Origin of the sequence: Clostridium cadaveris, assembly GCF_020911725.1 — a bacterium.
GTDB classification, from domain to species: domain Bacteria; phylum Bacillota; class Clostridia; order Clostridiales; family Clostridiaceae; genus Clostridium_X; species Clostridium_X cadaveris.
On sequence record NZ_CP076620.1, the window covers coordinates 450,001 to 465,000 of the forward strand.

At 32.8% G+C, this 15,000-nt stretch carries 12 protein-coding genes, 2 tRNA genes and 2 rRNA genes (1 of these 16 only partly in view); 13 read left to right on the plus strand and 3 right to left on the minus strand.

Annotation, left to right across the window (positions count from 1 at the left end; translation table 11 throughout):
• The 5 genes from KQH81_RS02040 to KQH81_RS02060 form a co-directional block, all read left to right on the plus strand.
• Positions 1 to 1,488 (plus strand): 23S ribosomal RNA (locus KQH81_RS02040) (it extends 1,416 nt beyond the left edge of the window).
• 130 nt (positions 1,489 to 1,618) lie between these two features.
• Positions 1,619 to 1,736: ribosomal RNA gene (gene rrf, locus KQH81_RS02045) — 5S ribosomal RNA — on the plus strand.
• Positions 1,737 to 1,744: 8 nt separating this feature from the next.
• Positions 1,745 to 1,821 (plus strand) — tRNA-Ile (locus KQH81_RS02050).
• 5 nt (positions 1,822 to 1,826) lie between these two features.
• A tRNA-Ala gene (locus KQH81_RS02055) sits at positions 1,827 to 1,902 on the plus strand.
• 200 nt (positions 1,903 to 2,102) lie between these two features.
• On the plus strand, positions 2,103 to 3,179 hold the full coding sequence (locus KQH81_RS02060; protein WP_230028777.1) for a M24 family metallopeptidase: 1,077 nt from the start codon (positions 2,103 to 2,105) through the stop codon (positions 3,177 to 3,179).
• 157 nt (positions 3,180 to 3,336) lie between these two features.
• Here KQH81_RS02060 and KQH81_RS02065 read toward each other — a convergent pair whose 3' ends face one another.
• Positions 3,337 to 3,990 carry an HAD family hydrolase gene (locus tag KQH81_RS02065; protein ID WP_027639855.1) on the minus strand — a complete coding sequence of 218 codons (654 nt, stop codon included), beginning with the start codon at positions 3,988 to 3,990 and terminating at the stop codon, positions 3,337 to 3,339.
• A 295-nt stretch (positions 3,991 to 4,285) separates the two neighbouring features.
• On the opposite strand from KQH81_RS02065, the gene KQH81_RS02070 reads away from it, so the two are divergent.
• From KQH81_RS02070 to srtB, 6 genes are all read left to right on the plus strand, one after another.
• Positions 4,286 to 4,831: a signal peptidase I gene (locus KQH81_RS02070; RefSeq protein ID WP_230028779.1), complete on the plus strand. Its 546-nt coding sequence runs from the start codon at positions 4,286 to 4,288 to the stop codon at positions 4,829 to 4,831.
• A 725-nt stretch (positions 4,832 to 5,556) separates the two neighbouring features.
• Positions 5,557 to 6,198 (plus strand): hypothetical protein, encoded by a 642-nt coding sequence (locus KQH81_RS02075; protein ID WP_027639857.1) that lies wholly within the window; start codon positions 5,557 to 5,559, stop codon positions 6,196 to 6,198.
• A 174-nt stretch (positions 6,199 to 6,372) separates the two neighbouring features.
• Complete coding sequence (locus KQH81_RS02080; protein ID WP_051196354.1) at positions 6,373 to 7,005, plus strand: TasA family protein; 633 nt, start codon at positions 6,373 to 6,375, stop codon at positions 7,003 to 7,005.
• 108 nt (positions 7,006 to 7,113) lie between these two features.
• Positions 7,114 to 7,800, plus strand: coding sequence for an LPXTG cell wall anchor domain-containing protein (locus KQH81_RS02085; protein ID WP_099336543.1), 687 nt, complete (start codon positions 7,114 to 7,116; stop codon positions 7,798 to 7,800).
• A gap of 2 nt (positions 7,801 to 7,802) precedes the next feature.
• Positions 7,803 to 9,740 (plus strand): vWA domain-containing protein, encoded by a 1,938-nt coding sequence (locus KQH81_RS02090; protein WP_027639859.1) that lies wholly within the window; start codon positions 7,803 to 7,805, stop codon positions 9,738 to 9,740.
• Between the two features lie 269 nt (positions 9,741 to 10,009).
• On the plus strand, positions 10,010 to 10,732 hold the full coding sequence (srtB, locus tag KQH81_RS02095; protein WP_027639860.1) for a class B sortase: 723 nt from the start codon (positions 10,010 to 10,012) through the stop codon (positions 10,730 to 10,732).
• A 304-nt stretch (positions 10,733 to 11,036) separates the two neighbouring features.
• On the opposite strand, the gene KQH81_RS02100 is transcribed toward srtB, so the two are convergent.
• The gene (locus KQH81_RS02100) at positions 11,037 to 11,960 is read right to left on the minus strand and encodes a hypothetical protein (protein ID WP_143081371.1); all 924 of its coding nucleotides are present in this window, start codon (positions 11,958 to 11,960) and stop codon (positions 11,037 to 11,039) included.
• A gap of 197 nt (positions 11,961 to 12,157) precedes the next feature.
• On the opposite strand from KQH81_RS02100, the gene KQH81_RS02105 reads away from it, so the two are divergent.
• Positions 12,158 to 12,667: a hypothetical protein gene (locus tag KQH81_RS02105; protein WP_155850342.1), complete on the plus strand. Its 510-nt coding sequence runs from the start codon at positions 12,158 to 12,160 to the stop codon at positions 12,665 to 12,667.
• Positions 12,668 to 12,788: 121 nt separating this feature from the next.
• Here the strand turns inward: KQH81_RS02105 and KQH81_RS02110 are convergent.
• Positions 12,789 to 14,188 (minus strand): IS3 family transposase gene (locus KQH81_RS02110; protein WP_407647283.1). Its coding sequence is split into 2 segments (ribosomal slippage): positions 12,789 to 13,720 and positions 13,720 to 14,188, totalling 1,401 coding nucleotides; the frame shifts between segments, so codons are not numbered across the junction.
• 247 nt (positions 14,189 to 14,435) lie between these two features.
• Between KQH81_RS02110 and KQH81_RS17575 the strand changes: the two genes are divergently transcribed.
• Positions 14,436 to 14,567, plus strand: a complete 132-nt coding sequence (locus KQH81_RS17575) for a hypothetical protein (RefSeq protein ID WP_267890581.1) — start codon at positions 14,436 to 14,438, stop codon at positions 14,565 to 14,567.
• Positions 14,568 to 15,000: the final 433 nt, after the last annotated feature.

Here is a 15,000-nt window from a genome sequence, read left to right on the forward strand (position 1 = left end):
ATCGGTTGATATTCCGATACCACTATAAGCGTATGACCAATGGGGTGACGCAGGAGGATAAGATGTGCTAACTAATGGATGTTAGTCTAAGCACTTAGACAGTAAAGATAGGCAAATCCGTCTTTATAATGTTGAGGTGTTATGGGGAAGGCCCAAGTGGCTGAAGTATCTGATTCCACGCTGCCAAGAAAAGCCTCTAGGGAGCAAAGTAGTGCCCGTACCGCAAACCGACACAGGTAGGTGAGGAGAGAATCCTAAGGCCATCGGAAGAATTGCAGTTAAGGAACTCGGCAAATTGACTCCGTAACTTCGGGAGAAGGAGTGCCATAGAAATATGGTCGCAGAGAATAGGCCCAAGCAACTGTTTAGCAAAAACACAGGTCTCTGCTAAAGCGAAAGCTGATGTATAGGGGCTGACGCCTGCCCGGTGCTGGAAGGTTAAGGGGAACACTTAGTTTAGGCGAAGGTGTGAACTTAAGCCCCAGTAAACGGCGGCCGTAACTATAACGGTCCTAAGGTAGCGAAATTCCTTGTCAGGTAAGTTCTGACCCGCACGAATGGCGTAATGACTTGGGCACTGTCTCAACTGCAAATCCGGCGAAATTGTAGTGCCAGTGAAGATGCTGGCTACCCGCGATTGGACGGAAAGACCCCGTAGAGCTTTACTGCAATTTAGCATTGAGTTCCGGTATTGTCTGTACAGGATAGGTGGGAGGCTGAGAAATAGGATCGTCAGGTCCTGTGGAGCCACCCTTGGGATACCACCCTGACAGTACTGGGATTCTAACCGGGCACCATGAAGCTGGTGACGGGACATTGTTAGGTGGGCAGTTTGACTGGGGCGGTCGCCTCCAAAAAAGTAACGGAGGCGCCCAAAGGTTCCCTCAGAAGGGTCGGAAATCCTTCGAAGAGTGCAAAGGCAGAAGGGAGCCTGACTGCAAGACCAACAAGTCGAGCAGGGACGAAAGTCGGGCTTAGTGATCCGGTGGTACCTCGTGGGAGGGCCATCGCTCAACGGATAAAAGCTACCTCGGGGATAACAGGCTGATCTCCCCCAAGAGTCCACATCGACGGGGAGGTTTGGCACCTCGATGTCGGCTCGTCGCATCCTGGGGCTGAAGTAGGTCCCAAGGGTTGGGCTGTTCGCCCATTAAAGCGGCACGCGAGCTGGGTTCAGAACGTCGTGAGACAGTTCGGTCCCTATCCGTCGCGGGCGTAGGAAATTTGAGAGGAGCTGTCCTTAGTACGAGAGGACCGGGATGGACTGACCTCTGGTGCACCAGTTGTTCCGCCAGGAGCATAGCTGGGTAGCTAAGTTGGGAAGGGATAAACGCTGAAAGCATCTAAGCGTGAAGCCCCCCTCAAGATGAGATTTCCCATAACGTAAGTTAGTAAGACCCCTTGAAGAACACAAGGTAGATAGGTGAGAGGTGTAAGTGCAGCAATGTATTCAGCTGACTCATACTAATAGGTCGAGGACTTAATCAAAGATACAAAGATAGAAAAGAAAATCTGTGTGCAATTTTGAAAGAATAAAATCTTTCAAAAACTTTGAAAAAAGTTGTTGACAAAGATTAAAAAATAATTTATAATAATTTTTGTCAAGAAAACAAGTGAATCTGGTGATGATGCGTAATTTGGTAATACCCGTTTCCATTCCGAACACGAAGGTCAAGCAAATTACGGCTGATGGTACTGCAGGGGAGGCTCTGTGGGAGAGTAGGTGGTCGCCAGGTGAAAACTTGGATCTTTAGCTCAGTTGGTTAGAGCAACCGGCTCATAACCGGTAGGTCCGGGGTTCGAGTCCCTGAAGGTCCACCATTTTTGGGGGTATAGCTCAGCTGGGAGAGCACCTGCCTTGCACGCAGGGGGTCAAGAGTTCGAATCTCTTTATCTCCACCAAAAACCATGAAGTTAATCTTCATGGTTTTTTATTATCTAAAATTATATATGATAATAATTACTTTTTACGTTTATTTTTAAATTTAAGTTATCTTTGGTATAATAGCATAAGAGGTCGGTTATCATAAAATTTGACCTAGTAAATGAAATGTAAGAATTAAATTAAGTAATAGTAATATATATAAAAAGGAGGATCAGGAATGAAAACTGAAAGAGTTGAAAAAGTATTAGAACAAATGAAAGCTTTAGAAATCCCACAGGCTATAATAGCAGATAGTGCAGCTATATTTTATTTGACAGGAAAGTGGATACATCCTGGAGAAAGATTAGTAGCACTTTATTTGAATGTTAGCGGAAATCATAAGTTGTTTATTAATGAATTATTTCCGGTTACAGAAGATCTTGGAGTTGAAAAGGTATGGTATAACGATACTCAGGATCCTGTAGCTATAATGGCTGATTATATAGAAAAAAATAAGACAATAGCTATCGACAAGAATTGGCCAGCAAGATTTCTATTAAAACTTATAGATTTGGGAGCAGGAAGTAAATTTGTAAGTGCAGCTACATTAGTAGATACAGTTAGAATGTGCAAAGATGAAGAAGAAAAAGAATTCATGAGAGAAGCTTCTAGATTAAATGATATGGCTATAGAGAGATTAGCACAGCTTACAAACAAGGGATTCACTGAAAAGGAAATGGCATCTAAACTTGCAGAAATATATCAAGATCTTGGAGCAGAAGGATTTTCGTTTGACCCAATAATAGCTTATGGAGCTAATGCTGCAGATCCACATCATGAACCTGATGATTCTAAAGGAAAGACAGGGGATAGTGTAATACTAGATATAGGATGTAAAAAGAATTCTTATTGCTCAGATATGACAAGAACTGTATTTCTTGGTGAACCATCAGAAAATGCCAGAGAAGTATATGAAATAGTGCGTGAGGCTAATATGAGAGCTATAGCTATGATTAAACCAGGAGTTAAATTCTCAGAAATAGATGCAACTGCAAGAGATTATATAACATCTAAGGGATATGGTGAGTATTTTACACATAGACTAGGTCATTCTATAGGAATAGAAGTACACGATCTAGGTAATGTTTCAGCTGTAAATAATGAGCCAGTAAAAGAAGGTATGATATTTTCTATTGAACCGGGAATATATATAGCTGGTAAAGTTGGAGTTAGAATAGAAGATTTAGTGCTTGTAACTAAAGATGGATGTGAAGTTCTTAATAAGGTGAGCAAAGAACTTAAAGTTATTAAATAGTTAGAAGTGAGATGTGTGAAGAGTGAAATTTTAATTAATAACTCTTAATTCAAAACAATCCACAGTTATGGAAAAATTTTAATCCATAGCTGTGGATTGTTTTATTATAAGTTAAAAAATAACTTGATAATAATACGAGACTTTTATTATTATAGTATCATTTCTTTATATAATCAATAGCATCCTTTAATGTTTCACAGATTTTCTCTGCATAGTTTTCATATTGAGGAGAAGGATATTGAAGATCAGGAACAAGAAAGCATTTTATTCCAGCATTATGAGCGGCTATAAGACCATTTTGAGAGTCCTCGAGGACTATAGCTTCTTCTGGCGATATATTTACTTTTTTACAGGCGGTTAGAAAAATTTCTGGATTTGGTTTTCCGTTTTTAACTTCATCTCCACAAATCATATCATCGAATCTTTGATAGATACCGGCTTTTTTTAAAAGATAAATAGCTCTTTCTCGTCCTGTCCCAGTTGCAACAACTTTCTTTATTCTCATATGATCAAGCACATCCAAAAGCTCTAGCAAAAAAGGTTTTACACTAATGCCTTCTCTTTCTATAATATCTGTTACATATTGATTCTTTTCAGTGTATATCGTCTCATATGGAAAATCATCACCAAAATCTTTACGAAGGATAGGCTCATGTTCATGACGAGCCATGCCCATTATTTTTTGAATATTTTCAGCCTGAATAGTATAATTATGCTTTTTTCCGATATCAATCCAACCCTTTAAATTAAGTCTTTCTGTATCGATCATAAGTCCATCCATGTCAAATATGATGAGTTTAGTGCTGTTCATAAATTACCATCCTTACTTTATTTATTAGTTTCTCTTTAGTTTAAAAATGCGTTAATTTCTATGTGCATATATATTGTATCTGCTTGAACATTTTAGGTCAAGTTTGGTAGATAAAAGCAACGTGAGATTAGGTTTTGTCTAAAAAATTGTTTCATTTTGATTTGTAAAAACGTTTTATCTATATAAGGTTGTTTGATAAGAAAATTACTACTAATGTTTAAAATATAATTCGATTTCGTAAATGAATATGATACACTATTGATAAATGGTAAAATGTAAGGAGAGTGTTTCATTCATGAAAAAAGTTGGAAAGATAATAGGAAATATATTATTTTATTTAGTACTCATATCAATGATACTTATATGTTTCACTATGCTTAGAGCAAAAAAAATGGGGGTTCAGCCTTCGGTAATGGGTCATAAATTTTATACAGTTCTTACTGGAAGTATGAGTCCTACTATAGAACCGGGAGATTTAGTTATTGTAAAAGAAACTCCTGCAAATGAAATAAAAGAAGGAGATATAATAACTTTTGCAAGTTCACAGTCTGACAATATAACAACTCATAGAGTTAAACAAGTCATAAAAGAAGATGAAATAAAGTTTGTCACAAAAGGAGATGCTAATAATGTCGAAGATCCAAACCCGGTAAGTGAACAGCTTCTTGTAGGAAGGGTTGTAAAACATATAGGTGGACTTGGAAGCAGAATGCAATATATGCAGAAGAATTTGAATAAGATAATAATAGCTATAATTGTAATAGCAGTTGGACTTACTGGTGTTAGTGTTATGGTTAGAAAGATTAATAAAGATGACGATAGAAATAAAGATGATAAATAAAATTAATATAAGAACTTTTAGTGTTTTTGGGATTAAACGGACTATATAGGAATGTATAGTCCGTTTTTAATTTTGTTTATATAAAATTCTTACTTTATATGGGAAAAACAAGGCGGTCTTTAGCAAAAAAACTGCACTTCATTCCCTATGCGTGCATTTCAAAGCAAAATTTAAAGAGTTATAAAAAAACGGATATATAATTTAAACATAGCCAAGTAACAACATACTTGGTTAATAAAAGAAAAATATCATAAATTTTATAAATAGTATTTTAGATAGTGATAAAATCGAAAGGCTAATAAAACCGTACAAAAAGTTTAATGAATTTCCATAAAAAACTTACTTAAATTGTAAAAATATCACTTGTGTTGCTAGAAACTATGTGATAAAATAACCAATATAAACGAAAGAAAAATTAACCATAATAATAAAATGATAAAATAAGTTAAGTGCAAGTGTTATATTATATTAAATAAATAATTAAATTTGCATATGGTTAACAAAATATCAAAAACTAAAATTCGACATTTTGAAGAAGAGATTGGAATGGGATTTTTATTAAATTCTTAATTATTACATGAAATCACATTAAATTAAGACGAGATTCGAAAGCTAAGTGATTTTCATATCAACCTTAAAGTGGATAAAACTACTTATAGGTTGATATAAAAATAAACTACAATGGCTTAGGAAAATTCTTCTATAAGGAGGTGAAAAGTAGGGTAATGAAAAAAATTATGATAGGAACGATATTAGCTACAATTATGATAGGAGCTGTAGCTTTGACATCAGGGACATATGCAACTTTGACAGCGGAAGATAGTGTTACTAATAATCTTTCTACAGGAAGTGTGAAAATATCAGTAAATGAAAATGGGTTTACAGATAAGACCGATTGGAACGGTTCAAAAGTAGACAAGTTAGTTCAAATAACTAATGAAAGCAAGAGTCCAGCCATCATAAGAGTATCGATAATACCTAGATGGGTAGATGAAAGTGGAAATCCATGGCCTGGAGATACCTCTGTAGTTGAAATCACATTTGCTAATATAGCCTCTAATTCAAGTGATACTGGAAGCAACCAGGAAGGTAGATGGCTTAAAGATGGCAAAGGAGAATACTATTATTACACGGCTATAGTTCCAACAAACAAGAATACAGTACCTATTATAGAATCCGTTTCGGCTACAATTCCTGATAATTTAAAAAGTAGATATAAAGGTAAAAAGCTTATAGTAGATGTCAAATCTGAAACTGTTTTAGCTGCTAAGAATCCTAATGGAAGTGGAGCCATTTATGAAAAAGCTTGGACTAATATTCAAGACGAAAACATAAAAACAATGCTAAGTGAATTGAGTAACAGATAGAAAAATGAGATGAAAATTTGCAATTGGGAAATGGGAAGCTTGGTTGTAAAAAAGGATATTAAAGATAAAAACAATTGGGAAGTTGTTAAAATTAATAAAACAATGTAAAAAATAATTTGGAAGATTATTTTATAATAAAAAAAATAAAAGAGAAAAATGGGAGGATTTATTATTATGAAAAATAAGAAGATAACATCATTATTAGTTGCAGGAGTATTAACAGTTGGAATAGTTGGAGGAACTTTAGCTTGGTTAACAGCTAGCGATAGCGTAACAAATAAATTTAACACAGGAGCAGATCAATCTGTAGCATTAGATATATTCGAAAAATTTGACAAGGACGATGCGAAGGTATTACAACCAGGTAAAACTGTAGATAAGAAAGTACAAGTTAAGAACTCAGCTACTTTTGATCAATTTATAAGAGTTAAAATAACACTTGATAATAGCTTAAGTGAAATGGTTACTATGAATTTTGTGAACGCAACTGGAGAGGATTCATCTTGGGTTAAAGATGCTGATGGCTACTACTATTACATGGGAAAAGTAGCAGCAGGAAAGTACACAAATCAATTATTAGACACAGTAACTTTCTCTAAGGATGCAACTATTGAGCAAATGAATAAGGCATTCAATATTAAAGTTGATGCAGAATCTGTACAAGCATCAAATGGAGCATATGCAGAAAAATTTGCTAGTGCAAGCGAAGATGTTAAAGCTAAGTTAAAGGCATTTGAAGGTGCAACAGCAGTAGGAAATGAAAAACCAATAGATGGAGCTACTATAACTGACAATTCTGAATACTAAAATTTATTAAAAATAAAACAAAGGGGCTTGCTACCACAGTATGCCCCTTTATTTGAAAATTCAATGCTACTAATAATTTAGTAGTAAACCATAATGGGAGGTATAAAGGTGAAGGGCTATTTAAAATGTATAGTTATGACCCTTGCACTTCTTTTGGTAGTAAATGCTCAAGGGGTTTTGGCACAAACTTTACCTTCTAATGTTCATTTAGTTGGGGACGAAGACGGTATATTAATATCATTACCAGAAGAAGAAACAAACTTTTTATATAAAGAGAGTATGTTGCCAGGTGACTCTATTGATAGAGAAATGTTTATAAGAAATGAACATGATCAGCCATATACTCTTTACTTGAGAGCTGAAAGAGCTACACCAAAGGAAGAGAAGTATGACTTGTTAACTAAGTTAGAGATTAAGATAACATATAAAGATAAAATCATATATAATGGACCTGTTAGTGGTGAAAATGGATTATCTGAAGATATAGAACTTGGAACTTTTCAACCAGGAGAGAAAGCTAGACTACATGCTGTGGTGACACTGGATGGACCCTCTACAGGACATGAATATATGAACAAGGAAGGCGCTGTTGATTGGATATTTACAGCAACAAAGGAAAGTCTTTATCCAGAACCAGACGATTCAGTTGAATCATCTGAGCCAGAAAAAGGCAAAAATGATTCGCCAAAGACTGGAGATGACAGCATAGTAACGTACACTGCTATGGCAGTTGGTAGTTTAATGTTGTTGCTAGTTGTAGCTAAAAAAAATAGAAAGGCAAGTAAGGAGGCATAGTAATGAAAGAAGTAAGAAATCTAAAAAATATACTAAAAAAGAGACTAAGATCTGCATTACTAGCTGTAATATTGCTTTTCACAATGGGGTTTACTGGATATAACTCTAAAGCAAATGCTTCTACATCAACATTTGTAAATATAAATACACCAAGTAACCAAACAATCACTATAGATAAAACTGCAGAATCTATAGGAAATGATTTATATAAGATAAAGTTTGACATAAATGGAACTGTACCACAAAATGAAAAAGTTAAAGCAGATATAATAATGGTTGTAGACGAATCAACAAGTATGAAGGACAAAATTAAAAATGTAAGAGATGCTGCTGAAAACTTTGTAAATACAATATACAATAGCACAAATCCTCTTAATGCAGATATAAGAATGGCTATATCGACATTTGGGAAAAGAGAGTATAATGATGATGGTATGGATTTTACTGGAGATAAAAGTAATATAATGAAGTCTGTAGCAGGTCTCAAAGCTAGAAATCCGTATGGAGGAGAAGGGACAAATACAGAGGCTGGAATAGGTGAAATAAAAAGACTTCTTCAAGTTTCTAAAAAGACTAATCCTACTGCTAAAAGATATGTATTGTTTTTTACAGATGGACTCCCAACTTTCTATTATAATGATTTCTATGTCTCAGGTGCAGGAAATAGATCATATGATAGATATTTTAAAGAAGCTCAAAAAAAATATAATGAGATTAAAGGAAGTATAACTACAATCGGCGGAATTGGGTATTTTACATGTAGCTATAGATATTGGGATTATGAGTACTATGATGATGACTCTGGTAGATATGGACCATATTTATACGATGATCGTTACACATATGCAGATGGGCAAGGCAAGCTAACTATAGCAAAAGGAACTGACAATTATCCTGAAGCTAAGATGTACAGTGTTGGATTGTTTACCGGAAATTCATCTCAGACTGATGAGAATATGGCAAAACAATTTTTAAGTACTATTCAAAGTGTAGAATCAACTCAAAGTGCATGGGCTGATAAATATTACACAAATGATAAAGATAAAATAGTTTCCATGTTTACATCAATAGCTGAGGAAGTAAAGACTGATATAAATGAAACAATAATTAAAGATGGAAAAATTTATGATATTTTACCATCAACTTTTACATTACCAGAGAATACAGCAGATAGAGATATTAAGGTAAAGGTTAACGGAACAGAGGTTAATCCTTCAGCTGGATTTTTCAAGGTAGTTAAAGATAATCCGGAAACTATTGAATTTGATTTGTCTAAGATAACTCAAAGTCCTCAAAATAATAGAGTACACATAGAGATATCATATAATGTTACTGTATCAGATCCTTATTTTAGTGGAAAAGATGTAGAAACTAATGTTTCTGCAACATTAACAGGAAAAGATCCCTTAAAGCCAAATGAAAATATAACAGGAACGTTCCCAGTACCTCATGTAACTATTAACCCAAAGGTTGGTAGCGTAACTATAGATAAGGCAGTTAATGGTACAAGTACATTTGATACTACGTTCCCTATCTCTGTAGAAAAATTAGGAAGTTCAGCAAAATATAATGTAGATTTATCTGCTGGAGATATCAAGACTATGAATGCTTATTTAAGAGGAAATGATAGAGTAGTGTATGATACTGGTTGGTACGAAACAGGTGATAAGGCTGATTTAAGTAAGTATGGTTATCTTACAGCTGGTACTTATAAGATTAGTGAAATAATACCAATGGACTATAGTGGAAGCCCAGTAATTAAGGTGAGTTATACTAAGAACACAGATTGGTCAAAAATTGATCCAAGCAATACTTTTACTATAGACAAAAATCACCCTCATGTTTATATACATGTTGAGAATACTGTAAATAACAATTCTTATTGGCGTGATCGTTCAGATAAGACAAATACATTCACTTATACTGATACTTCTAAGTAGTAAATATTATTATCACTCAGAGTTTGAGTAGTGTGAAAAATTTAGGATATAAAAATAAAAGGGTTCTATCGGATTTTATGTTCGGTAGAATCCTTTTTAGCAATTATGGCTCAGACCTTTGATGCTATAAAAATTTATTAGGGTATTTTTGACTTTAAGCTGAACTTAATATTTATGAATGAAGGAATTTTAGATATAATGTATATAAGGTAAAACTTTCATAATGAAATAAATATAAGAAAATGCAACAAATTGAAGGGATGTATAAAATGAAGAAAAAAATTATGACGTTTATTGAGATTGTATTAATAATTGTTTTCTTATTTTCATGTTATAAAATATTTTCTAAGCTTCATGAATATAAAACCGATGGTAAGACTTATGATGCTGTAAGGCAGGAGTATATAGAAGAGATACAGAAGAGTCCTGAAAATATTGATTATAAGGGAATATTTGATAGGTTAAAAGGTATTAATGGAGATTATAAGGGATGGATAACTGTTGAGAATACAGACATAGATTACCCAATCGTTCAAGGCACGGATAATGATTTTTACCTGAAACATGATTTTAATAAAAATGAATCTATTTCAGGATGCGTTTTTATGGATTACTTAAATGAAGAAGGTAAGGATGATAATACTGTAATTTATGGACATAATATGAGAAATGGTTCTATGTTTAGTAAACTTCAAAAATTTAAGGAAAATGAATTTTTTAATCAAAATAATAAAGTTATCATAAAAGATGAAAATGGAGAACATACATATGAGGTGTTTTCAGTTTATGTTTTAAAACCAGGTGATAAACTTGGAAAGATAAATTACAGTTCTAAAGAAGAATTCGACGAGTATGTGAAGCTTATAAAGAATAAATCCTTTTATACTAATGATGTAAAAGTAGAAAAAGGGGATAAGATCTTGACCTTAGTAACGTGTACTTATGAAATAGACGATGCAAGAACTATTGTACACGCTAAATTAGTTAAATAGTGGATGTAAAGATTAAGTTAAAGAAGAGGCACAAAGAAATAAAATTTTGTATAAATAAAAGTCACATAGTGAAAAATTAAGATCTTGGATTTCATAGGCATAGCAACTTTTATAAGTAGCTGTGCTTTTTTGAGTCTATAGATAAAATCAAAAACTAAAAAAGCAGAGAAAGCTTTGGGATTTATGTAAATCTCAAAGCTTTCTCTGCTTAAAATTTCACTATTCACTACGCAACTCTTAACTAATCTCATAATAGTATTTCAGTATCCGTAGAATAATAGTAAGCTTTTATTCTTTGTCTTGTCTATTGTTGGAATAAGTTTCTAAGAGAGTATCTTAAATCTCCAGTATAAGGCTCTATCTTGCTTTCATCCATTAAATCAATTTTTACATCATTACCTAAAGCTGTTGTGTCGTAATTAGATGTGAATTTCATTTCCATGGCATTATTTAAATTAACTTTTCCTGTAGTTTGAGCAGAAAGAATATTGCCGTCTTTATCTTCAAAAATAGTAACTTTTACGTCTGTAACTTTAACTACAGATAAAAGATTGCTATTTTTCTTTTTGTACTCTTTTTCTAAAGTAGAAACTTTCTTTTCTTTTTCCTTATCTGAAAGCTTGGATTCACTCTCTGCTTCCTTTATTGAATTTAAAGTATTAGCTTCATTTTTCATATTAAGAATGTTTTCAGCATCTTTTTTGAACACGTCTGCTAATATCTCATCACCTTCATAAACTTTTTCTGTACCTGAGAAGGTTTTGCCACTTATAGTTTTAGAAGTGCTTTTCTTTGAAGTTTCATTTAAATTAGCATAGGTAGAAGGTGTAAGATAATCATTTCCGTAAGTTAATGTCTTTTGAAGAGAGAATAAATATTGGAATTTGCTATTTCTAAATGGGATAGTTATATCCTTATATATATCTCCAGCTTTTATAAGAAAATGATCTTTTTCTAAATATAGTGTTTCTTCAGTTTTAGGGTTTTTTACCCTTATGTATGATAAATGAGCTTTTGGATCAGTTGATACATCAATTGATGATTCAATTGTTGATGTTTTTGATGTTTCTAGATTTTTAATTTCTACTTTTGAATTACCTTGAATTTCGTAATTTACAAATTTTTTTTCGTTGCTGTCATCTTTTACTGCTGTAGATGAAGAAGAACTACCACATCCAGCAAGCAGTGTCAAAGATAGCAATACACCTAATAATGCTGCTTTTTTCATCGTTATTTTAGGCTAATTCATAAGAGAGAATTAGCTTTTCCTCCTTTTCATATGGTAATTTTTAAATCTATCTTTTCTATAAATATATCATTAAAGACTTTATATTTCAATGCAAATGATAAAAGGAATATATTGTAGGAACTATAAGAAATTATCTTCATATTATAATAAGAGGAAAAATTTTGGGAGATGAGAGGATGTATGCTTTTATAGCCGTTATCACGATTATTGCAATACTCTTAGCAATATATAAATTAAAGATATTATTACATCAATGTGTTGTAAATGAAAAGGCAGAGTATTTAATGACAACCTATCATGAAAATAATGAAAAACTTTTATCTGTAATAAGCTTTATTTTATTCCTAGCTATTATCAGTATATATATGTATAAGTCTTATGGTAATATTCAAGGGCAATGGAACTTCATCTTAGTTGATATTATATTGATTAGTTTCTTAACTTTATATTTTACAATAAGTATCATATTAAATTATAAGGTTAGAATCGCTATAAATGATATAGGATTATCAGTGAGAGGAAAAGAGGTGACTTGGAAGATGCTTTCTTTTATAAGAAGGAAGGGTGACAAGATGATAATATGTTATGATGTAGGTGTAAGTTATAATCCAGGAAGATATAAATTTGTAGTGGCTAATTATGATGAAGAAGTCTATAAACTTATAACAGACCATATAAAAGAGTAAGTGATTAAGAGTTGATTATAGGAATGTCGCTAAATAAAGGCTCCTAGCAAAGTTAAAAAATGATGTGACCCCAATAAGTTAGACTTTATAGCGTAGTAGTTTTTAACTGCTACGCTATTCTTTATGCAGCCTGGTTAAGACGATATTCAACAGGACTCATCCAAGCAAGTTTCTGTTTGATTCTTTGATTATTATAATACTCTATATATTTTTCTATTGCTGACTTTAATTCTTCATAACTATAATAAACACAGCCATAGTACATTTCCTGTTTCATAATGCCAAAGAAATTCTCCATTACAGAGTTGTCATAACAGTTACCTTTTCGAGACATACTCTGAAATATTCTGTTCTCTTTAAGTGTATATCTATAGGCTTTCATTTGATAAGCCCACCCTTGATCAGAATGAAATGTCCTTCTATAAAAGCAATTGGATGTGATATCTATAGCCTGATTCAAAGCTACCATTATGTTATGTGCCGATGGTTTCTTTGATATACAATAACTAAGTATTTCTGAATTATACATATCCATAAATGGATCAAGATATAGTTTATGGATCGTCATATGCCCTTTATTATCAACTTCATAGTACTTAAATTCAGATGTATCAGTTGTTATTTTCTGATGTTGAATACATGTATTAAAGCGTCGATGAATACGGTTTGGAGCAACCTTTCCAACCTTTCCTTTATAGGAACTGTATTTTCTGCTTTTTCTGGTAAAGGATATAACCTGAATTCCAAGCTTTTGAATAATGCGCTGAACTTTCTTTTTGTTGACAAACATTCCGCGTTTTCGAAGTTCACCATAAATTCTTCGATATCCAAAATCCTTATTATTCTTACGAATTTCAAGAATAATGTTTTCTAATTCTTGATCAGGGTTTTCTCTGTCAAACCGTTTTTGCCAATACATATATGTAGCCTTTGGAAATCCTGTAAATGAGAGAATATCTTTCAGTTTGAATTCTCTTCGGAGGCTGTGGATGACTCTTGCTGTTCTCTCAGACGAGCTTCGTCCTCTAAACGCAACCTCCTCAATTCTTTTAAATAGGCATTCTCTATTCTGAGTTTTAAGTTTTCTTCCTCTAATTGTTTAAGATACTCCCGATTATCATTTGATGCATCAGTAGTTATAGCTTTAGTTTTATCCACTTTTCGTCTCCGTCCTTTACGCTTAGTTTTTAAAGCATCAGGACCAGCAATTCGATAGTCATTTACCCATCTAGTAATTAGAGGTGGGTTATTTATACCCACAGATAAAGCTAACTCCTGATATGAAACTTCTGTTGTTAAATATAACTTTACTACATGAAGCTTAAATTCGAAAGAGTAACTTTCATTTTTTCTTGCTCGTGTCAAACCATCTTTGCCAAACGCTTTATATGCATTTACCCATTTTCTAATATCCCTTCCAAAAGGAATTTCATATTTTTTTGAAAGATAGTTATAACTACCTTCACCATTTAAATATGCTTGAACAACCTGTAACTTAAATTCAAAACTATATTTTGCCATAAAAAACTGACCTCCCATAAGTTAGATTTTTAGGTCTAACTTTTGGGGGTCAGCTCAAAAAGCTAGGGGCCTTTTATATTAAATATTCCATAAGGAATATGAAATCAGTTATCAATATCCACGAGCGATTTCATAATATATACATAAAATAAGCATGGTTATGAATGAAATGTCGGAAATAATGATGAGATATACATACTCTCTATAAATATCTATAGAATCAACTAATATCATACCTATGGAGGAAATGAAAATAAGTGAGACAGAAAGTATAGGGGGAAGAAATTTGCTTATCCGAAATCTTTTGAATCCATCACTAAGTATATATGGTATAAAAAAGCATAAAAGATTTATTAAGACTAGCAATATGATGAAATAAATATGCATATATATCCCTTCTAAAATTGGTATATATAATAATATATGAGTAAGGATTGGGTTTTGATAATGAAATTCTATAAAGAATAATCAGAATAAAAAAGTATACTATTCCAGGCGTATCAATAAGGGTAAAATGTAGAATAAAAGAGTAATTAAGAGAAATAGAAATATAAATTAGATTTAAAGACACATTTTGTATAATTGCAATAGTTCAAAGGTGATATTATAAGTCATGTCGCTGATGCAGATAAGCACTGAGCGGCAAGAAAGTTTAAGTTTCAACTAAAAAAACTTTGAAAAAAGTTATTGACAAGAAGAAACTTAAATGGTAAGATAAATAAGTCGCTTGAGGGCGACAAGGTCTTTGAAAATTAAACAGAGTAAGAAAATAAGTTTAGAAATAAATTTAGACCAGCAATTCTTAAAATGAG